Origin of the sequence: Mesorhizobium sp. L103C131B0 (assembly GCF_000502275.1) — a bacterium.
Classification (GTDB): domain Bacteria; phylum Pseudomonadota; class Alphaproteobacteria; order Rhizobiales; family Rhizobiaceae; genus Mesorhizobium.
Genome location: NZ_AYXC01000006.1, coordinates 1 through 21,335 on the forward strand (window position 1 = coordinate 1; position 21,335 = coordinate 21,335).

13 protein-coding genes and 3 pseudogenes are annotated in these 21,335 nt (G+C 61.3%); 2 read left to right on the forward strand and 14 right to left on the reverse strand.

The window, feature by feature from the left end:
* A pseudogene (locus X730_RS01000000164460) lies at positions 1-191 on the forward strand (hypothetical protein); the annotation flags it as partial.
* Positions 192-1,960: 1,769 nt separating this feature from the next.
* Here the strand turns inward: X730_RS01000000164460 and X730_RS151210 are convergent.
* From X730_RS151210 to X730_RS1000000168650, 11 genes and pseudogenes are all read right to left on the reverse strand, one after another.
* Positions 1,961-3,027: pseudogene (locus X730_RS151210) on the reverse strand (IS3 family transposase); the annotation flags it as partial.
* A gap of 159 nt (positions 3,028-3,186) precedes the next feature.
* Entirely contained in the window at positions 3,187-3,939 is a 753-nt protein-coding gene (locus X730_RS151200; protein ID WP_023725559.1) for a GGDEF domain-containing protein, read from the reverse strand.
* A 165-nt stretch (positions 3,940-4,104) separates the two neighbouring features.
* On the reverse strand, positions 4,105-4,818 hold the full coding sequence (locus X730_RS151195; RefSeq protein WP_245261359.1) for a thermonuclease family protein: 714 nt from the start codon (positions 4,816-4,818) through the stop codon (positions 4,105-4,107).
* A 13-nt stretch (positions 4,819-4,831) separates the two neighbouring features.
* Positions 4,832-6,031 (reverse strand): ABC transporter substrate-binding protein, encoded by a 1,200-nt coding sequence (locus X730_RS151190; RefSeq protein ID WP_031196930.1) that lies wholly within the window; start codon positions 6,029-6,031, stop codon positions 4,832-4,834.
* Between the two features lie 98 nt (positions 6,032-6,129).
* Entirely contained in the window at positions 6,130-6,885 is a 756-nt protein-coding gene (locus tag X730_RS151185; protein WP_023826359.1) for a transglycosylase SLT domain-containing protein, read from the reverse strand.
* Positions 6,886-6,921: 36 nt separating this feature from the next.
* Positions 6,922-7,293 carry a hypothetical protein gene (locus X730_RS151180; protein WP_023704351.1) on the reverse strand — a complete coding sequence of 124 codons (372 nt, stop codon included), beginning with the start codon at positions 7,291-7,293 and terminating at the stop codon, positions 6,922-6,924.
* Positions 7,294-7,360: 67 nt separating this feature from the next.
* On the reverse strand, positions 7,361-9,811 hold the full coding sequence (locus tag X730_RS151175) for an Ig-like domain-containing protein (RefSeq protein ID WP_196814824.1): 2,451 nt from the start codon (positions 9,809-9,811) through the stop codon (positions 7,361-7,363).
* A gap of 232 nt (positions 9,812-10,043) precedes the next feature.
* A pseudogene (locus X730_RS1000000168640) lies at positions 10,044-10,460 on the reverse strand (VCBS domain-containing protein); the annotation flags it as partial.
* Between the two features lie 58 nt (positions 10,461-10,518).
* On the reverse strand, positions 10,519-13,653 hold the full coding sequence (locus X730_RS16010) for a VCBS domain-containing protein (protein WP_023826362.1): 3,135 nt from the start codon (positions 13,651-13,653) through the stop codon (positions 10,519-10,521).
* Positions 13,631-14,290, reverse strand: a complete 660-nt coding sequence (locus X730_RS1000000168645) for a DUF5801 repeats-in-toxin domain-containing protein (protein WP_348633123.1) — start codon at positions 14,288-14,290, stop codon at positions 13,631-13,633. Before X730_RS1000000168645 ends, X730_RS16010 begins: the two co-directional genes overlap by 23 nt.
* Entirely contained in the window at positions 14,250-15,851 is a 1,602-nt protein-coding gene (locus tag X730_RS1000000168650; RefSeq protein ID WP_155922448.1) for a DUF5801 repeats-in-toxin domain-containing protein, read from the reverse strand. Before X730_RS1000000168650 ends, X730_RS1000000168645 begins: the two co-directional genes overlap by 41 nt.
* 322 nt (positions 15,852-16,173) lie before the next feature.
* Here X730_RS1000000168650 and X730_RS151155 point away from each other — a divergent pair, with 322 nt between their 5' ends.
* The gene (locus X730_RS151155; protein WP_023826365.1) at positions 16,174-17,118 is read left to right on the forward strand and encodes a transglutaminase-like cysteine peptidase; all 945 of its coding nucleotides are present in this window, start codon (positions 16,174-16,176) and stop codon (positions 17,116-17,118) included.
* A 110-nt stretch (positions 17,119-17,228) separates the two neighbouring features.
* Here the strand turns inward: X730_RS151155 and X730_RS151150 are convergent, their stop codons facing one another.
* The 3 genes from X730_RS151150 to X730_RS151140 are packed head-to-tail and all read right to left on the reverse strand — an operon-like array spanning position 17,229 to position 21,327.
* Entirely contained in the window at positions 17,229-17,870 is a 642-nt protein-coding gene (locus tag X730_RS151150; RefSeq protein ID WP_023826366.1) for a ribbon-helix-helix domain-containing protein, read from the reverse strand.
* Positions 17,860-19,149 (reverse strand): HlyD family type I secretion periplasmic adaptor subunit, encoded by a 1,290-nt coding sequence (locus X730_RS151145; RefSeq protein WP_023826367.1) that lies wholly within the window; start codon positions 19,147-19,149, stop codon positions 17,860-17,862. Before X730_RS151145 ends, X730_RS151150 begins: the two co-directional genes overlap by 11 nt.
* Before the next feature lie 45 nt (positions 19,150-19,194).
* Complete coding sequence (locus X730_RS151140) at positions 19,195-21,327, reverse strand: type I secretion system permease/ATPase (protein ID WP_023687775.1); 2,133 nt, start codon at positions 21,325-21,327, stop codon at positions 19,195-19,197.
* Between the last annotated feature and the right edge of the window lie 8 nt (positions 21,328-21,335).

Below are 21,335 nucleotides of genomic sequence, written 5' to 3' on the forward strand. Positions count from 1 at the left end.
TGCTGAAGTGGCAGAAGTCCATGGAGGAACGCGCCACGTTTCGCCAGAACATGGATCAATCGCGCAGGGCGATCCAAGCCTCACGCGATCTGCTGAAGCGCCTTCGCCAACGTCATCGCGACGACATGGCGGAAAGTTCGGAAAATGCCAACCCGTCTACTGTGCCGATATCGCAACGCGCCGGCAGCTAGCGGGAGGCGACCAGAGCCGATGTGAAGGAGAAAGTTTCAGTGGGCTGTTCCTGGGGTCGGCAACGAAGTTTAAGCCTTGTCAACCAGCGACTTTTTTCGCCCGCGTGGAAGCGCCACATGTCTTTCGACAAGGCGCACGTGCTCGGCCTCGACAGTCACCAATGGCCGGAGGCTGACGGTTACCTTGTCCCCGTCGATGCGTGTGACAGGGCCGATCAATTCCATATGCTGGCCAATNCACGACGCTCTTCCGATCTCTCGGCCTCGACAGTCACCAATGGCCGGAGGCTGACGGTTACCTTGTCCCCGTCGATGCGTGTGACAGGGCCGATCAATTCCATATGCTGGCCAATTACAGCCTTCCAAGTCGAATCGACAACAGAATGCGGGAAGTCGTAGGAGGGGATCGTCACGCTTATGCGATCGGGCGTCACCCGGCCGCGCACAATCGCCGTGACTGCGACCTCGTCGCCAACTTTGATACTTCCCCGAGCGATGCCCAAGACTTTGGAGCAGCCGGCGCCGGCGTCAAGATGANGTCACGCTTATGCGATCGGGCGTCACCCGGCCGCGCACAATCGCCGTGACTGCGACCTCGTCGCCAACTTTGATACTTCCCCGAGCCATGCCCAAGACTTTGGAGCAGCCGGCGCCGGCGTCAAGATGAGGGGGAGCTAATAAAACCCCTCCGCGCCGCGATTGTGACGCGGGGCGATCCGATCGCCGCCAGCGACTTAGCAGACCAATTGACGACAGCGGCCGAGAAGCCTGGCATCCCTGCCGACCAAATCAACGGCGAAATCGAAAGCGTCTTCGAACTGCTCTTAGAGGTGATGCGGCGCGAGAGTTGCGCGAGGAGAACCAGCCCGGAGGCTTCTCCGGGGCTGTGCCGGTCCTGTCCCGTTCCAGCGGATGAACTGCGCCTTCTGACCGGTGACCGTCTCAATCGACTTCAACAGGGGTCCATGGGCCTCGGGTAGAGCTTGGCAGTGCTCCCTGTGGTACGCCAGGAGCGGCCCGGCGATGCTCTTGTGCAGCGCTTCGGCTGCCGCCAGGAAGCGCTCGATTTCAGCCCGGGAAAGCTGTTCGGAAGGTTTGTTCTGGCCATTGGCGCTCTCCATTGAGGGCGTCGCCGCAACGAGGACCATAATTCTACATGCCAGGCCGTCTGACAAGCGCCTCGCCGGCCTTACCCGAAGGAAGACGCAGGGCCACGGCGCCAAGCGGAGCCATCAGGAGCAACCCGCAAAGATGAGCAACGGCAGGCCCGGCGACCTCCTTTGGCACACGGGACAAACAAGAAGGGCGCCGAGCCTTACCGGCGCTGCTTTGTGAGGGAGACGACGCCGGATGATGAGAGTATGCGATCGTGCTAATCTCTGCGAACCATGCGAATGAAGGAAAGCCGCGTGGCAGTGCCAATCAAGGACGTTGAGACCAAGGTCGGCGGGTGCGATCAGGTTCGGACCATGATGACGGGCTGGTGGGCCTGCACATGGTGGTGGCTACCGCGCTACCGCCTTGCTTTGCGCCAGCCGGCGGCCCATGCCTCTGCCTCGCTGCACAGCCAGCGCTCGCTGTACTGAAACTGATCGTCGTCTTCCAGTAATGCTCCTGCCCTGGAACGTGATAAATCGCTCATCGGTACTGGTGGAAATGTTGCCCTTGATATCGCGGGTGACCTGGGACCCTTGTTCCCTCCAGTTCAATGGAGAGTCCGGAGTTTCATTTCTGGCCTCATGCGGCCTGTTTTCCAGAGCCATTTTGATGGCGAATTCGATGGGCGTGATGTTGCCCAGGGCTGAGTGTGGTCTGTTCTGGTTGTAGTCCTCCTTCCATAGATCGATTGCTGCCCGTGCTTGCGTGAGAGTGGAGAACAACGTTTCGTTCAAGCATTCGTCGCGAAATCGGCCGTTGAAACTCTCCACGAATCCGTTTTGCATCGGCTTGCCGGGCGCGATGTAGTGCCATTCGACGCCGCCTTCCTGGCACCATTTGAGGATCGCCATCGACGTTAGCTCGGTGCCATTGTCCGAGACGATCGTGCGAGGCCTGCCGCGGCGGGCGAGGATGGCATCCAGCTCCCGAGCGACGCGGGCGCCCGACAGCGATGTATCCGCGACCAGCGCCAGGCACTCGCGCGTGAAGTCGTCGACGACGGCCAGAACCCGGAACCGGCGTCCGTCCGTGAAGGCATCGCTTACGAAGTCCAGGCTCCAGCGCTCATTCGTCCGACCCGGCGCGATCATCGGCCGTCTTGTTCCCAAGGCCCGTTTGCGGCCGCCACGTTTGCGGACCTGGAGCTTCTCCTCCCGGTAAAGCCGCCGCAGTTTCTTCTGGTTCATCACGATCCCTTGCCGTTCAAGCATGATGTGGATGCGCCGGTAGCCAAAGCGGCGGCGCTCGGCAGCCACCGTCTTCATCGCGGCTCGAACGGCGGCATCGTCCGACCGGATGCTTGTGTAGCGAACGCTTGAGCGGTCGACGAAAAGAGCCTTGCACGCCCGACGCTGGCTCACCCCATGCCGATCGCAGGCGTGGGCCACAGCGCATCGCTTGGCATCGGGCGTCACCATTTTTTTGCGGCGACATCCTTCAGGATGGCATTGTCCAGCATCTGCTCGGCCAGCAGCTTCTTCAGCTTGGCGTTCTCCTCTTCCAAAGCCTTCAGCTTGCGCGCATCGGAAACGTCCATGCCACCGAACTTGGCCTTGTATTTGTAGAAGGTCGCTTCCGAGATCCCATGCTTGCGGCAGACATCGGCGGTCTTCATGCCCGCCTCCTGCTCCTTCAAAATCGCGATGACTTGTTCTTCCGTGAACCGTGAACGCTTCATTCGTCCGTCTCCTTGAGCGGGACAGACTCTACCAAAAACTGGAGGAGCTTCAGGGTCTCAGGTCAGTCCGGTTTGGCAACAAGGGCAAGATGATCGCTGTCGCAGCCGTGCGGCAAGACATATTTGCGGCGGTGTTCCTCCGGCAACGAATCGTCCCAGCTAGTTGTGGAGGTGCGACAGTTGAAGTCCAGGCTGGTGCTCCATGCCGGATAACAGCGATTCCGCCGATCGGAACATGTCCTCGAATTCCAACTCGTTTTCAAACACCACGCCGCCGACGCTGATGGTCAGCGTGTCCGCGGTTCCTTTTGGCGCGAAATAGGCTTGGGCCACGCGCGCCCGGATACGCTCGCCGATCTCCCTGGCGTCTTCTTCTGTCGCACCGGGCAGAAAGACCCCGAACATGGAGGTTCCGATCCGGCCCACCAGATCTTCCTTGCGTACCGATGACTGGATGGTCGAGGCTATGAGCCGCAAGGCTTCGTCACCCCAGCCAAGGCCGAAGCGCAGATTGATGGACCTGATGTGTTCGGGATGAATGACCAGGAAGGCGCCAGATCTTGGACCAGACGATTTCGGCCTGGTTGCTCTCCTTTCGACCATCGACGTGAAGACTGTCCGGTTGAGGCAGCCTGTCAGGCTGTCAAAGGTCGCCGACTTGTTGAGTTCTCTTCGATAACGGACGAGCTCGGTCCGCTGCAGGCCAATGAACAGCAAAAGCGGGCCACCGACGATGACCGGCAACAGGATCGCTGTGACCATGCTGCGGCCGAACGGCGTCAAGGCTTCCGAGAACAGAAGCAGATAATTTAGGCCAACCGAGAGGAGCAGAATTCCCGCCGATCCCAGGGCAGTCAGCCATGCGATATCTTTCCATTGCCGGGGCGAGCTATTCGCCATTGGTGTCATCATTAGCCAATCTCCCGCCTGATCGGCTGTCATAAGGCCAAGGTGCTGCACTTTCAGTTTCGAGGAAACATACAATTTTAGTAATGGCGCAATCACCTACCATCGGCCCGAAATCAGGCCTTCAAAAGCAAGGCTACGGCGGTAAAAGCGACGACACCGAATTATCGGCTATTGCGGCGGGCCGAATATCCCCATCTGCGCGTCTCTGGCCACTGCCTCCGCCTTGCCGTAGATGCCACTCGCCAGGGCCGTCGCCCAGCCATTGGAAACAAGCCAGGCGCCGACATCCTGCTTGCCCAAGCTGCACGGTGCCGCAATGGCAAAACGATCGATTTCCGGCGGCACGACGCATTTCAGCGCCCGGCCGCGCAGCCAGGAATTGAACGTCGCGCGCGCACGCTGGCCGCAAGGCCAGGCGATGCCACGAAAGGAACAGGTCTCATCCAGGTCAATGCCTTGGATCCCGCTGATGGCTACCTTGCGCCCCATCGATTCGAAGGTTGCCGACGAGGTGGCAACCGGTTGGTACAGCAGGACCTCTTTCCAATCCTTTGGCATCCGCATCCCTGCAGGCGAAGCCAGACCAAGGTCGCTGAGCGGCGGGCGCGGCTCGACCCGTTCGATTTGCGCCGGATCAAGCTGTGGCGGCGCGATAAGGTCCTGAGCAATCTTGCGTGCCCGTCCTCGCCATGGCGTATTGGCGGCGCTCGCAATTGGTCGCAGTGGCTGGCTATCGTCGATGGATTGACGCGACGCTGGTATCGGCCGATCGATGGGAAGCAGATCGGCGGCCCGCATGATCAACAAGACCCCGGCCAGGAGGAGCAGGCTTCCGAGCAATATCAAGCGATTGTGCCTCAGCCAGCCCATCAACTCAAGCAAGGTTCCTTGCCCCTCAATACCCCGATGTCGATTTGGCGACCAGCTTGAGTGCACCTTTTCGAACCTGGTAGAAGGGCATGGATCGCTCACTGGAGCCATCCGCCCGAAACCGGAACAGGCCGGTCGATCCGCGAAATCCGCTCCGATTTTCGAGCACCTGCTTGCTGAAGCCGTCAGGCCCGGCCGAACTTGCAATTCCTGCTGTCAGGGCGACCATATCATAGGCGTAGGCGACATTGGCGTCGGCTGGATAATTGTAGGTCGTCTTGAAGCGGTCGGCGATCGGGCCGGTTTCGGTTGGGTCGAGCGTGGCGATGTAGGAGCTCTCAAACAGCGGCTCCATCGGATGTTCCAGCCAGCGGTTGGTTCCAACGACGGCAATTGCTTTTCCAGGAATGCCTTTCGTTTTGAGCGCCGCAAGGATCTGCGCCGGATTGTCGTCGCCGCTGGCGATGATGATGGCGTCGGGAGCCTCGACCAGCGAGCCCACATCATCGACCACTTTGGTGCCGCCGTCGCCGGCCGGATACGGAACGGTGACGGCGAGCGTCGCGCCATAGATGCTGAGACTGTTGGCGACCCGCTTTTCCACCACGCTGGCATTCGGGCCCGCCGCAACGAGCAACACGAACTTCTTGCTGCCTTTGGCCGCCAGGCCGGCTGCGCCCGCGGCCGCGCTGTCGGCCTCGTTGAGGCGCACCGCATAGACGCCCGGGCCGCCGGCGAAATTGTCGGCCAACGCCAGCACCGGCGGCCGCTCCGATCCCGACAGCTTGGCTATGTGCTGCGCGGCCGCGAGTTCGACCGGGCCGATGACGATCTTGGTTCCAGTGGTGATCGCCTTCACAGCCAATTCGCTGGCGTGCGCGCTGTCGCCCTTGGTGTCCTCGACCGTAACCGTGAGCAGTGCGCTGCCAAGGTCGGCCATTGCCAGCTTGGTCGCATCGAGCATCTTCCGGCCGTTTTCGCCGGCGTTGCCCGGGGCCGACAAAGGCAGCAGCATCGTGACCTTCGTCGACCCGGTGCCGAGCGATTGCGTCGCCTGGGCGGGACCGGCAACGGCGCCGGTGACCGGCGCTCCAGGTGCGGCGATCGCCGCCGGGTCGAGCGCGTCCGAGACGCTGCCCTTCGACTGGCAGCCCGACACTATGCCCGCGAACGCAAAGACGATCGCCCACGTCCACGAACCGTGTCGCTGCCGGCCAGAATCCATGATGCCTCCCTCATATCCCGCCGGGTATTTGTCCCGGTCTCATCCGTTCATCTTACGGCAGACTTGCCTCGCCGTCTTTGCAATTGCTGGATTATGGCTCAGCCGTCGAAAAGTCTTGCCCGGAGCGCCTTGATCATTCTGGCTTGCCCGGCGCTTCGATAGTCCGTGCATTTCATGTATCGCGGGCCCGGCACGAACAGGCGGCGCACACAAATCCGCCTCGCCGGGGCAGGGGCACCATCGTCTCCTGCTGTCGGGAATGCGGAGAATCCGAACGTCGCCACCGGCAATGGCCCGGCCACCGCAAAACCTTCTCTCGCCAGGATTGCACGCGCACGCCGGCAGTAGCGGACCGAAAGTTCGGAGAACCGGGTTTCACCGTGCCCGGCACGATACTTCATGACGGTGGTGCAGAGATCGCCTGCGGCAAGGCTGTTTGCCTGCGCCAGATATCTGACGCCGAGCGCGATGTTGGTCGCCGGCGCGCCAAGCTCGTCGAGCGAGCCACGAAAGCCCAGCATTCGGGCCGTCGCGGGCATTACCTGCATCAACCCGACCTCACCATCGGCGCCGTGCACATCGGGATCGAATCCGCTTTCGATCTCCATCACCGCGTGCGCCAGCACCGGCTCCAGGCCGTAGAGCGATGCCTGGCATGTCGCAAACGCCTTGAATGTCGCGCGCGTCCATTCGGAGGCGGTGTCGCAGCGAACCGGCCGCCTCAAGCCGAACGGTGCTGGTCTCTCCAGGCTAGGTCGTTCCAGCCAGTTGGCGCAGGCTTGAGTGGCAAGCTGGCCAAAACCGGTCAATGCGATCGCTCCGGCGATCGCCCTCGTCAATCGTCCGCCGACCATCGGGTCAGCCAACCGGCACTGCCGGATCCCTTTCGGTCAGTTCATGTACTCGACCATGCGGTCGTGGAAGCACTCGCACTTGTTGAGCGTGTCCTCGTCCTTGTAGTTCGTCTTGAGGTAGCCATAGGCCATGCCGCAGGCGACCTTGGCTTCCGACGCCCAGACGAAGGCGGGGCGGGACGAATTGATCCATTCCGAGCTGTTGGCGACGGCCACCGACTCGTCCATCAGCTTGACCACCTGGACCTTGAGATCGACGATGTTGTCGTTCAACACCAGGTTCGATGTGCCGACGGTCCGGCAATAGTCGGCCACCGGCCCGTCGATGATGTCGGCGGCATAGCCCGTCGATCCGACTGCCAGAAACAGCGTCGCAGCGGAAACCAACAGTCTTACGGAACGTTTCATGATGAGATCCCCTCTGTATTCCTAATCTCTAATACATAGCATAGTCGCGTGGCCCCGCACCATGCTCCTAGACCACGTTTGCCGTTGTCGTATGCTGCGTCACTCCGTCATCGTAGAGCAGGGTGATCGTGTTGGCGACGGGTGCGTTCGTCAAGGTGGCCACGTCCACGAAATTGGCGCCGTTGGCCAAACCGTCGGCGTCGACGCTGAGAGTGTTCGTTCCCGCATTGTAGTTCACGAAGTCGCCGACATTGGCCCCTCCGGCGGCTGTATCGAACAGTGAGGTAAGGTCGATGATGTCGCCATGGCCGCCGACACCGCTGTAGTCAGCGATAAGATCTTTGATGTCGAGGTGCTCGAGCTTGAACGTATCGACGCCTATACCACCGGTGAGCGTGTCCTGACCGGAACCGCCGATCAGCAGGTCGTTGCCGTCGCCGCCGAACAATATGTCCGCTCCCGAGCCGCCGTAAAGCGTGTCGTTACCGGAGTTGCCCGACAAGGTATCATCGCCGCGTCCGCCGGAGAGGATATCAGCCTGGAGATTGAGTCCATTGAGGGTGTCGTTACCGTCCTCGCCGAGCAGCGTGGTTTCTGTCGCGGTCGTGGTGTGAGTGTCCACGCCCGAAGTTCCTTGCCAGGTGCTGAGATCGGGCGAAAGGTGTGCCGTCACTGACCCGGCAATTGGGTCGCCGTCACCGTCGGTCGCCGTGACCGGGATCGAGATGTCGAACGGTGTGACGGCGTTGGCGGTCGTGTAGGTGACCGGGCCTAGCTTGAAGTCATTCGAGCCTACATTGGCCGAAATTTCGATTGCGCTGAACGGGTCCGAATTTGCAACCACGGTAAAGGTGTCGCCTTGCGCGAGACCGGTGATGGTCCACGTTCCGTCCCCATTGTTCGTTGCGGTCGGAGTAGCTCCGCCGGAGCCGTTGACGACAGTGACCAAGGCGCCGAGGGCCGTGCTTTCGCCGGTAACATCACCTATGTAGGTGTTATCATAGTCGGCGTTGACCGGGCGGATCGTTATCGAAACCAGGCCCGGTCCCGAGACATTGCCAATCCCCTGTGTATAGCTAGCCACCTCGTAGTGATCCGTATAGTGGGTTCCCGCCCCGATGCCCGCGGGGGTTCCGGCGATGGTGCCGTCGGTGGTTGCATTGCTGACGAAATCGAAGCGGATCTTCTCACCAGGGCTGATGCTGTTTCCGCCATCGACGCCCCAACTGCCTGTGCTGGTGTTCACGAAATTGGGGCTGTTGGCGGTTGCAAGCAGGTCGCTGGTTGAGCCGATGGAGTCCAGGACAATCGCTTGGTTGTTGCCGCCGCTTGGCGAGAAGTTCGCCGTATTGAACTGGTTGCCGGCAAACATCGTCGCGGCCTGGGTGTATGTCCAAGTATCTGTCGCCGGGTTCAGGGTCGCCGTGAAAGCGAGGTCGCTGCCGTTCGCGGCCGAGGTCCGTCCCTCCACAGTATGCGTATCGACGACGTGGAAGAAGACCTGCTCGCCATTCAGGAATATGTTTGTGCTGCCTGATGTGACGGCCGCGCCTTCGGTCACGTTGAACACGACATTGCCAACGCCGTCAGCACCGGCGCTCGCGGCAAAATTGATGCTCTCCGTCAGCACCGTATGCGTGGTGTTTTCCACGAAGATGCCATCCGGCTTGAATGGCAGCGGAACGTCGTCCAGGACCGTCAGATTGACCGATCCGGAAACATGATCACCGCTGGTGTCGGTTGCCACCACCTGAAGCCCGTTGATGGTGACGTTGCCCGAGCCGGCAAGATGCTGGAGCTGGTCGGTCAGTGTCGCGGTAACGACGGGTGTCAACGAACTGTTGGCGCCGGCGCTTGTGTTTGACAGCGCCAGATAGACGAATGCGCCGAGGTTCACGCTGCCGGCCGTTTGTATCAGACTGCCGACGAGTTGGTTGCCGACGAGCGCCCAGCTGATTGTGTATCCAGAGGCTAGGCCAGAAACAGTCGGCGCCACCCAGTTTGGATCGCCGGTCGGGTTGGCGAATGCAACATTAATGGCTTCGCCGGTCGTGGTGAAGGTGATGCCGCTGATTGCTTGCGCCGTCTCGCCGCGACTGCTCGGATTGGTGCCGGTCACGGCCCCAGCTTGGAGATCCGCGGGCGCCGAGGCATCGAGCGTGGTGTCGAGCGCGGCTTCGTTCAATGTCAACGACGCTGTCCCGCCACCCGATGGAACGGTGTTGGTCTGCACATTCAGGGTCACCGTGGCCGTCGAAGTGTCGCCGTCACCGTCCTTGATCGTGTATGTGAAAGAGTCCGAGCCGATATAGATGCCCGTCGGCGTGTAGGTGAACGTTCCATCGTTGTTGTAGGTGACGGTGCCGTGAGCACCGTTGGTGGCGGTCACCTGGCCGCTGACCGGATTGTTGTCGGTGTCGACGCCATCGGCTCCGAATTTGTCGTTGTCCAAGAGACCAGCGAGAACCGTTGCACCTGTGATGGTCGGAGCCCAGGTGTCGTTCGTGGCCGTCGGCACGTCGTCGGTGACGTCGATGGTGATGGTGTTGGTGATCGTGTTGCCGTTGGCGTCGGTGGCCTGGTAGGNCCCCCCCGCCAAGCCCGCCGCTCACCGGCACTGCGGTGTTGCTGCCGGCGGCTACGCCGACAACCCCGCCACCGGCGGCAAAGCCGTCGGCGCCGGCCACGTCGTTGGTCAGCACGTTGCCGGTCACGATGGCGCCCTCGGCAGCATTGTTGCTGTTCGAGACTGCCGTCGGCACGTCGTCGGTGACGTCGATGGTGATGGTGTTGGTGATCGTGTTGCCGTTGGCGTCGGTGGCCTGGTAGGTGAAGCTCTCGACGTTGTTGACGGTGTTGGTGCCGTTGTTGGCGTCGACGCCGTCGACCGGCGAGGTCAGCGTGTAGCTGTAGGTGCCATTGGCATTGAAGGTCAGCGTGCCGTGCACGCCGGTGGCGCTGCTCAGCAGTGCGTAGGTGTAGGGACCGGTGCCGCCCGACACATTGTCGACGACAGTGCCGGCGATGGTCTCGGCGGTGCTCGACGGGTTGCTGCCGATCGGCAGCGCCGCCTCGTTGACCGTCAGGTCGTCGTTGGAAGCGGCCAGGCCGCTGTCGGACAGGTTGATGGTGAGCGTCGTCGTCGACAGGTCGCCGTCGCCATCCATGATGGTGTAGACGAAGGTGTCCGTCGCGCCGCCGACCGGGACCACGTTGGGCAGGCCGTCATAGCTGTAGGTGCCGTTGGCGTTCAGCGTCAGCGTGCCATAGGTGCCGGGAATGCCCGCCCCGCCAAGCCCGCCGCTCACCGGCACTGCGGTGTTGCTGCCGGCGGCTACGCCGACAACCCCGCCACCGGCGGCAAAGCCGTCGGCGCCGGCCACGTCGTTGGTCAGCACGTTGCCGGNCTGCGGTGTTGCTGCCGGCGGCTACGCCGACAACCCCGCCACCGGCGGCAAAGCCGTCGGCGCCGGCCCCGTCGTTGGTCAGCACGTTGCCGGTCACGATGGCGCCCTCGGCAGCATTGTTGCTGTTCGAGACTGCCGTCGGCACGTCGTCGACGATGTCTATGACGATCGCCGCCGGAGCCGAGGACGAGGTGCCGTCCGACACGGTGAGCGAGAAGGTCTCGGTCTCGGTGACGGCGGGAACGTCCGTGGTCGGACTGGTCAGCGTGTACTGGTAGGTCGCTACGCCGGTTACCGCGTTGTAGCCGGTGATCAGCAGCGTGCCTTGGTCGCCCGGGAAGGTCGAACCGTTGAGGCTGCCGATGGCAACCGTGGTGCCGCCGATGGTGACGCTCTGGACGTCGTCGAGGCCGTCGGGGTCCGATACCGTGAAGGTGCCGGTCGCCACCGTGCTGCCGTTGCCGGCCGCCGAGCCCGCCGCAAGGCCGGCTTCATAGACCAGGTCGTGCGCGCCGGCCGGGTTGCCTTGGTCGACGACGATCTGCGGCACGTCGTTGGTGCCGTTGATTGTGATGGTCAGGGACGCCAGAGCGGTATCGCCGTCGCCGTCCGCCACAGCATAGTCGAAGCTCTCGGCCACGGTCTGGCCGGCATCCAGCGCCTGTACCGCGGCATACCCGGCCGGGTTCTGGGCCTGGGTGTAGAGCACGTATGTGTAGCTGCCGTCGGCGCCCACCGTCAGCTCGCCGTAGGTTCCTGCTACATGATTGGCAACGGCACCGTCCCAGGTGATCGAGCCCAGGCCGTCAGTGCCGGGGTGATCCGCGTGGCCGTCGGTTGCGTTGGCGTCGGCGCCGCCGACCCCCGTGATCACATTGCCATCTGCCGTCAGCGGCCCATCTTCGGTGACCGAGTCCTGATCGTTGACCGCAACCGGACCGTCATCCTGGAATTCGATGCTCAAGGAGACATGGGATACGGCGGTGCTCGTGTCGCCATCGAAATCGGTGATCGTGGCCTTGACGTGCAGGTCGGCGGTGACGGTCGCGATGTCGTCAAAGGCTGCGGTGCTTGAACCGTCGACGTTGTGAGCGATCGGCTGATACTGCCCGATCCAGACCGCTCCGGTTGGATCGACATAAACCTTGAAGACGTCGACGCCGTTGGCAGAGCCGACGAGAACGCCGTCCGCATTTGTCGAGAGCATGATTGCCAGGCCGTCGAGTGTCTTCAGGCCCGAATCGATGTTTGCCAGCGGGTTGCCGTTCGCATCCGTCACCGCAAAGGAGAACGTCGCGTCGTCGTCCGCGCCAACCGACGCATTGAACAGGCCGAGTGCACTGGCTGAAGATTTTGCGTAACCTAGTGCGTCTGGTTCGGTGACCAGGGCAGGCGGGGGCAGCGCGGTGTCGTTGGCCGGATTGGGATCCGCGGCATTGTTGACGCCGGCGGATTCGTCGTGGCTGACCCTGAAGACCTCCGTCTGCGTGGTGACGGTGGTGATCTTGGCTTCGATGCCGAAGATCTTGAACGGGTTGCCGCCAGTCAAGGTCGCATCGGTTCCGCCAGCGTTGGAATCGAAGGTAAAATCGTTGTAGTTGCCCACCTTGAGCTGGTCGAACGGGGTGCTGCCAATGACCTCGACAGTCGCACCATCCGGCACGCCGGCGAAGGCATAGCCCACCTGCGCGCCGCCTTCGAAGACAGCCGTGCCGGCGGTCAGCACACCGTTGATGCTCACGGTGAACGGTTCGAATGTGCCACCGTCCTTGGCGCCGATGAACATCACGGCGGCTTCGACACCCTGGGCTTCCGCAACATCGATCGTGAACTTGACCGAGGCGACATCGTACGAGCCGCTGTCGCTGACGCTTGGCGGATTCGGACCGTTGGGTGTGATCACAAGATCATTGACGAAGTCCATCGTCACGATTTCGGGGCCGGTCAAATGCGGATGGGTTTCGTATCCGTCGATGATCTGGCCGTCGCCGACGCCGATCTTGGTGCCGGTGGTGTTGACGGAATTGTCGCCTTCGTTGATGTCGATGCCGCTGAGCTTGATGTCGTGATTGCCGGCGCCATCCATGCCGCGAACATCGGTGTTGCCGGCCTGCAGCGTATAGACGATCGTTTCGGTCGTGGTTGTGGTTGTCGTGCCCGCATCCCGCGCGACGATCTGCGGAACGTCGTCGAGCACCTGGACCTTGAACGTACCAGCCGCCAGTCCGATGGTGTCGCCGTCACCGTCCATGGCGATGACGAAGGCCGAAAGATCGATACCGCCATTGGCAAGCGTATTTTCGGTGTTATCGCCCGGGAGCGTATCCAGAGTCGGATGATCGATCTGGTCGATCAGGGTGAAGACATAGGAGCCGTCCGCACCGACGGTCAGGGTGAAAACGGGACGATCCGTGCCCGCCTGATAGCCGGCGCCGGCGCCTACATCGACATAGCCGGTCAGGGTCGTGCCGTCGGAGACGATGAGGACGTTGCCGCCTTTCGAATCAAATCCCGAATCCGATGGGGTGGTTTGGGTGACAAGGCCGAAGGCCGAGGTCGCATTCGGGCCGTCAGAGCCGAAGTCGACGATTGCATTCAATGCGCCGGCAGCACCGATGGCAACCGCGGAGTTTGTTCCGGTCACTTCGCCGTCGGGCTGGGCATTGTCGACATTCCCGGTGGACTGGCTGTTGTGCAGACCGTCTTCGTCGACATTCGCGGTGACCTGGGCGGTGCCAGTAACCTTCGGCCCGTCATCGTCGAAGGAGAATGCGGAGCCTTGGCCGTTGATCAGGTCGACGGTCGCCTTCTCTGTGATGGTGTCGCCGTCGCCATCCTGGCGCGTTACCTCATATTGCAGCTGAACCTGGCCGCCATTGGTCAGCGACAGATTGAGTTCGGAATCGAACTTGTTGCCGTCGGCGCCATGGTTAANGCTGAACCTGGCCGCCATTGGTCAGCGACAGATTGAGTTCGGAATCGAACTTGTTGCCGTCGGCGCCATGGTTAAGTGCCTCATAGAGCGTGGTCTGCAGCTGCTCGGCGCCAGGCGCCCCGGTGATCGCGATGGTCAGAACCTGATCGCCATGCGTGTCGCGGCCGACGATCACTCCTCCTTCGAGGAAGAGCGTGACGGCGCCGCCGTCGGTGGCGGTGAGATTCGTGGCAAGGCCACCGGCCGGAATGCCGGTAAAGCTCAGATTCCCGGTAACGGTACCAGGACCGTCCGAACCATAGCTGCCGCCGACAGTGAACAGATTGGTCAGTCCGCCTGCTACCGCGGTGTTGACCTGCGCCAGGCCCGGACCGGCATCATCCGTGTTGGCGTTGCCGCCGGCATCTTCGGTCTCGCCGATAGCGCCATTGTAGCGATCCGCGCCAACCGTCTCGTCAAGCTCGACGGAAAGCAGGCCAGCCGCTCCATCGTGGGCGCCGACCGTTAGGCTTGGCCCATCGTCGTCGAAGGAGAATGCGGAGCCTTGGCCGTTGATCAGGTCGACGGTCGCCTTCTCGGTAATGGTGTCGCCGTCGCCGTCCTGGCGCGTTACCTCATATTGCAGCTGAACCTGGCCGCCATTGGTCAGCGACAGATTGAGTTCGGAATCGAACNTCCTGGCGCGTTACCTCATATTGCAGCTGAACCTGGCCGCCATTGGTCAGCGACAGATTGAGTTCGGAATCGAACTTGTTGCCGTCGGCGCCATGGTTGAGCGCTTCGTAGAGCGTGGTCTGCAACTGCTCTGCGCCGGGCGCGCCGGTGATCGCAATGGTCAGGACCTGATCACCCTGCGTGTCGCGGCCGACAATCTCTCCTCCTTCGAGGAAGAGCGTAATGGCCCCGCCGTCCGTGGCAATGAGATTCGTGGCAAGGCCACCGGCCGGAATGCCGGTGAATGCCAACTGCGCGGTCGTGCTGCCTGGCCCGTCGGCACCGTAGACGCCGCCAACGGCGAACAGCGAAGAAAGGCCACCCGCCAGGCCGGTCGTCACCTGGGCCAGGCCAACGCCGTCATCGGTGTTGGCGTTGCCGCCGGCATCTTCGGTCTCGCCGGCATTATAGCGGTCGCCGCCGACCGTCTCGTCGAGCTCGACCGAAAGCAACTGTGCCGCTTGCGCGGTTGCCTGGACCGAAAGCGTAGGGCCGTCATCCAGCACACCAATATTGAGGGTCGCGGTGGCCGGATCATTGTCTGTGTCTGTAACCACGACGGCAAAGCTGTCGGAAACCCCCTCGGTCGTTCCGGTCGATGACTTGTCGTGATGATCAAGAGTGTTGTCGGCAAGGGTATAAATCCAGCTATAGCCGTTCGTAGGATTGCCGGTGACCACGAGCGTGCCGTATTGCCCGGCAACGCTGCCGCCGTTGGTCACGTCCACACCGTCAATGACAAGCGTCCCGATGCCATCACCCGAGACGATGTTGAAGGTCCCTGAAACCTGCTCGGCGGTGCTGGCCGGGTCCGTCCCGTCGGAAAGCGCGGCCTCGTTGACGACAAATCCGGAGCCAATGTCGATTGTCGGCGTCGTATCTTCTTCCCTGACCCCGATCGTCAGCTCACGCGGCTCCAGCCGTCCAAATTGCAGGTCCGTCGGCGGCAACAATGCGGAAAGATCGAAGCCGTCGCCGATACCACCTGGGGGAATGGTGAAGTCGCCGCCGGCACTGCCTGGGGCGCCGCCCGGGCCGGCCGAGATCGAACCATCGGCACCGAAGGCGACATCGACGTGGCTCGCTTCAAGAGCGGCCAGCAAGGCCACGCGCGGAACTTCGACATCACCGATGATGAAGGTCGGCACGTTGAGCGCGCCATCCTTGATGAGGATGACTGAACCGTCGGCCTGTTCCAGCAACAGATTGTGGCCGTCGACCTTGATGTTGTCGATGGAGACGTCCGCCGGAAGTTTCACGATGTTGCTGGCGTCGGCCACGTATTCATGCGGCGCGGCTGCCGCCGGCGCTTTCGCCTCCGCGGGTGCTGCCGGCTGAACGGGTGCGCCACTGCCGACATCGACCGGCACCGGCTCGGCAGGCGCCGCCTGAGCGGCCTGCGCTACCTGGATGCCTGCCTGCGATGGCGAGCCGCCATGTTCATGTGAAGAGTGCTCGTCCCAAGAATTCGAGACGGTATCCAAATCGTTACTCGTCGTCATAGCCAAACCCCTCCGGCATTTCCTGGATAGAGACAGTGACGACTTCTGCTTTGCAACTGTCCCGCAATCAATTTCATATATCCTGGTATGCAAGTCTCGGCATTTTTTACGCGTGGTAAACGCGGAGATATAATCTGATATGCATTGGCCGCGCCGCGCCTCGTTTGATATCCGCCGGCTGAGCTGGATTGGTAAACAGAAGTATAAATTTGAATAAAATTTTACACAAAATGGGTATTCCCGATTGAAGGAAACTTATCCACCTTCCTTTCCAGTAATTTGAGACAAGATTGGTACCGTCCACAGTCAAGAGGTGGGCGTTATGAAAAAAGAAAAATCTGCCCTGGGAATAACCGGGCTCAGGCTCATCCTGCTGGCAATGGCGATCACAAGCCTGCCGCAGCCATCATCCGCGAAAGCAATTACCGTGAATGCCGGCGCTGCCGCTGGAGTTCTGGCGGCGGTCGAAACCCCTTCCAGTCTCGGCGGCGTTTCGCTGGCTCGGCCGCAGCCATGGCAGCCGGTTCCAGCCTACTGGATCGGCATGATTTTCAGCAGCTATGGTCCTGTTGCCGTTGATGAAAAGCGTGGTTCTTCGATCGCGCCGCCCGCCGCCGGGATCGACCCGATCCAGACGGCGGCGATCATTCCCGGCGTGTTCGGTTCTGTTGCCCTGTCGATGCGCAATTTCCCCGTTTCGGCGCGCTGGGCGCCGGTCTACAAGGCAATTGTCGACTGTACCGCGAGCAGCGCGTGCGAACGCAAGAACAGCGCCTTTGCCGAGATCGTCAAGGCAGCCGGGAACAAGCGCTTCACCGATAAGTTGTCCTTCGTCAACTCAAGTATAAATCGCGCCATCGCCTACAAGAAGGACAGCGTGGTTTACGGCAAGCTCGACTACTGGGCCAAGCCCCGGGAAATCCTTGAGCGGCGGGCAGGGGACTGCGAGGATTTCGCCATCCTCAAGATGGCCGCGCTGCTGCATGCAGGCATCCCGGCGCAGAGCATGTCGCTGGTCGTCTTGCAGGATCGCAAGCGCGGTTTCTTTCATGCCGTGCTGTCGGTCAGCACCGGCAGCGGCGTCTTCATTCTCGACAGTTTGAGCAATGTAGTTTCCCGCGACACAGACCTGCCGACCTACGTGCCGCTGTATTCGTTCAGCACCGATCGCGCGTGGATCCATGGCGCGAAGACCGGTTCTGCTCAAATAGCCGATATCAAGGGCGGCCTTTCGACGGTCGCGCCTGGTGAAGGTATGCAGCCGTAAGCTCCCATCAGAGAGTCTTGAGCGCTCTATCTCATTGTTTGACGCAATTCCCAAGGGAAAGCGCTACGCGCTTTCCCCGGAAAACTGCTCACACTTTTCCCGGAATTGCTCTAGCCGCCGAAGACGAACGCCATCAGCAGTTCCGGCTCGACCACCGGCGCCCGCACCGCGCTCAGTTGACCACGGTAGCGGCGGTCGCCGGCGCCTATGACGAAACCGGTCGCGACCGGCGTCTCGCCATTGGCGTCGAGCCTGGCGAATATGTCGGCGACATTGAGGTCCAGCGCCAGCTTGAGATCATGGCGCGCGTCCTCGTTCGGCGCCACCGGCAATTGACGTCGCACCAGTTGCTGGAACGGCGCATTGAAGGTCAGGATCTTCTTCGACGATGCCAGGGCAAAGGCCGGCGAGGGACAGGCGACGAGAATGGCGTTGATGGTCTTGATCGACGCGAGCCTCTGCAAGATGAGGTTCTGGTCGGCCAATCCACGCATGCAGGCTACGCGAATTGCCGATGTAAGGTTTCCGGCGTTGGCGTGGCTCTCTGCAATTTCCTCGATCAGTGTGCCGATGGTGCATTTGCGGCTTTCCGCCATCTGCTTCAGCGAAGTCCAGAACGCCCTCTCCAGACGAATGCCGCGGCGCGTGCCGCCACGCGCCACAACCCGGAACTCGAGGCCGAAATCCTCACTCGCCAGCGGTGGCAGCAGCCGGTCGCGATCGACCGGGCGGGAGATCGCACTATCGCTCACTCATTGCCTCCTCCCGCGCCTTGTTGATTGGTTTCAGAAGGTAGGTGAGAATCGTTTTGCGTCCGGTCTTGATGTCGACCGAACAGATCATGCCGGGGATGATCGAATAGGTCTTGCCGTCGCGTGTCAGGGTCGATTTGTCGGTGGCGACACGCACCTGATAGTACGGTTCGCCGGTCTTCTGGTCGACAAGGCTGTCGGCAGTGATGTTCGACACCTTGCCTTCGATGCCGCCGAAGATCGAGAAGTCATAGGCGGTCACCTTGATCAGGGCATCCTGGCCCGGCCGGATGAAGGCGACGTCCCGCGGTGAGACCCGGGCTTCGACCAGCAGGGTCTCGGACGTCGGCACGATACCCGCGACGACCGCGCCGGGCTGGACGAAGGCGCCGACCGTGTTGATGTCAAGCGTGTTGACGATACCATCGACAGGCGAACGGATATCGGTACGCGCCACCTTGTCGGTGGCACCGCGTATCGTCTCGTCCACCACCGAGAGATCGGCCAGCGCCTGCGTCAGATCGCTGAGCGCTTCCTGTTGCAGCTGGAGGCCAAGTTCGTCGACCTGAAGCTTGGCTTCCGTGATGGCAGACCTGGCTTTCTTGATGGTCTCTCCGGCAAGCGTCAGCTGACCATTGAGCTCGGTCTGCTCGCGCTCGACGCGGAGCTGCTCGGTTCGCGCCATCAGGCCCTTCTTGACCATCGCTTCGACCAGCTTCGCCTCCTGGTCGCTGACGGCCAGGTTCTTGGTGAGGCGATCGGCATTGGCGTTGGCTTCGTCGAGTTCCTTCTCACGCTGATCGAGGCGCGCCTTGAGAACCGACAGTTTGACTTCGAAGTTGTCGCGCCGCGCGATTAGCAGCTTCTGCTCGTTGTCGCAGATTTCCGGCGCCACCTTCTGAATCTCGGGCGGGCAGGGAAACGCGCCCTCTAGACTTCCGGTCTGTTCGAATTTGAGCCGTGCAATGCGCGTCTGCAATGCCCGCGCCTTGGCCTGCTGCTCGCCAAGGCTGGAAGTGTTGAAGGTGTTGTCGAGACGAATGATGAGGTCATTCTTCTTGACGACCTGACCGATCGTCACGGCGATTTCCTGAACCACGCCCGGCTCGCTGGCCTGGATGATCTGGGTCTTCGACGCCGGTATGATCTTGCCGTCGCCGCGTGCGATTTCATCGACCTCGGCGAAGGATGCCCAGGCTACCGAACTCGCAAAAAGCGCTCCGATAATGAATATCGAAGCCGACGCAAAAAGCGGCGGACGGTCTTCCCTGGCTAGCATTTCCAACGCCCCAATGTGTTGAACTAACTCAGTAATTCTGTTCGGTCAGGCGCTTGTTTTCTGCAGCGCCTGTATCACCTGGTCTTTCGGTCCATCGGCAACGATCTTGCCCTGCTCGATGACAATGAGGCGGTCGGCCAGCTCGAGCATGCTGAAGCGGTGCGTCGAAACGATCAGCGTCGTGTTGCGATCGAAAGCCACTTTGAGCTGCTTGATCAGCTGGCGCTCGGAAGCCAGATCCATCGAGCCGGACGGCTCGTCCAGGAACACGATTTTCGGTTTGGTCAGCAACAGGCGGGCAATTGCCATTGTCTGCCTCTGACCGCCCGAGAGATTGGTGCCGCGCTCGCCGACATTCATGTCGTAACCTCGCGGATGGCGGGAGACGAAGTCGTCGACGCCGGCAGCCTTGGCCGCGTCGACGATCTGCTCATCGGTCGCCTCCGGGCACGCCATCAGGAGATTTTCCTTGATGGTGCCGGAAAATAGATCGTTGGCTTGCGCGACGATCCCGACCGCGGCGCGAACCTCAGATGGGTGGTATTGGCGGATGTCGATCCCGTCCAGCAGCAGCTCGCCGGAGGTCGGCAGGAAAAGCCTGCCGATCAGCCTCCCCATGGTCGTCTTTCCCGAGCCTATGCGGCCGATGATGCCAATCCGCTCACCGGGCTTCACCGAGAAATTCAGGCCGGTCAGCACTTCGTTTTCGGAACCCGGGTAGACAAAGCCGACATTCCTGAATGCCATTGCACCGTTGCGAATGGGGCGGTTGACGAAACCAACCGTGTCCGGCCGATCCTCAGGCTGCGCCATGATCGAATTCACCATTCGCAGGGACAGCATCGCCTGACGAAGTCTGGACAAGGTGATCGCAATCTGCCCAAGCGGGGCCACCGCCCGGCCCGCCAGCATGACGGTGCCGATGATGGCGCCGGTCGAGACATGCCCTTCCGAAAAGGCATAGGCGCCGGCCACGATCAAAGCGACGGTGACCATCTGCTGGATGGCTTGCGTTATGTTGCCGGCGGCAGCCGAAAGCTGTTTGATCTTCTCGGACGTGTTAGATGCGTTCTTGGAATGCTCCGCCCATTTTCGCAGAAGGTACGCCTCTGCCCGCAGCGATTTGATCGTTTCCAGCGTGGAGATGGATTCCACCAGCAGGGCCTGGCGCTGCGAAGCCTCGTTCATGGAAGCGGCAACGCGTTTGCCGATGCGCCGTTGCGTGATCAGCCCGACGATCACCGAGGCGACAAAGGCAATGGCCGGTATGACGACCAGCCAACCGCCTATCGCATAGATGACAAGAAGAAAGACGAAGACGAAGGCTGTGTCGATGAAGACGCTGATGGTGTTCGACGTGAAAAACTCGCGCACGAACTCGTACTGGGTCACCCGATTTGCATATTCGCCGGTTGAGCCGGGCCTTGCCGACAAGGACGAGTTCAGCACCTTCTCGAAAAGCATATAGGAGATGCGAAGATCGGCCTTGCGCCCGGCATAGTCGATCAGTGACGCTCTGGCGGTCTTCAAGAGCAGGTCGAACAGAATGACCGCGCCGATCCCGATCGACAGCACCCAGAGAGTCGATATCGCCTTGTTCGGCAAGATCCTGTCGTAGACGTTCATGGTGAAGATCGGTGAGGCAAGAGCCAGCAGATTGATGAATACCGCCGACAGGATGACCTTCGAATAGGTGCGCCAGAACGGCCCCATCGTGCCGGTCAGCCAATGTCGCCGCTCGATCTTGGCCGCCGAACCGACGCTCATCGCCTCTACTGCGTTGGCATAGGTTATCGAGAAGGAAACGCCGCCACTAATATAACTTCCGGAAAACTCGGATTTGCTAATTGTGGTGCGCCCGTCTTCCTGGGGAGCGGTCGTAAATCCACCGTCCTCGGTCTGGGCAAGCAGCGCAACCGGCAACTGGCTGACGCGAAACAGAATGGCGGGAAGGTCGATGCGTCCGCGAAGAAAGTCGCGATGGCTGAATTCCGTGATTTCAAGACCGATGCGTTCGGCAAGATGCCGGATGGCGTCGATATCGATGCGGGTGTCTGACAGCGGCACGCCGGCAAACAGCACGGTCTCGGAACTCGGCCTGCCGAGGTACCCGGCAACAGCGGAGAAGCAGGCCTTGAATGCCTCTTTTGGGGAGAGGATTTTGGGTTGTGGGTTCACGATCGGCC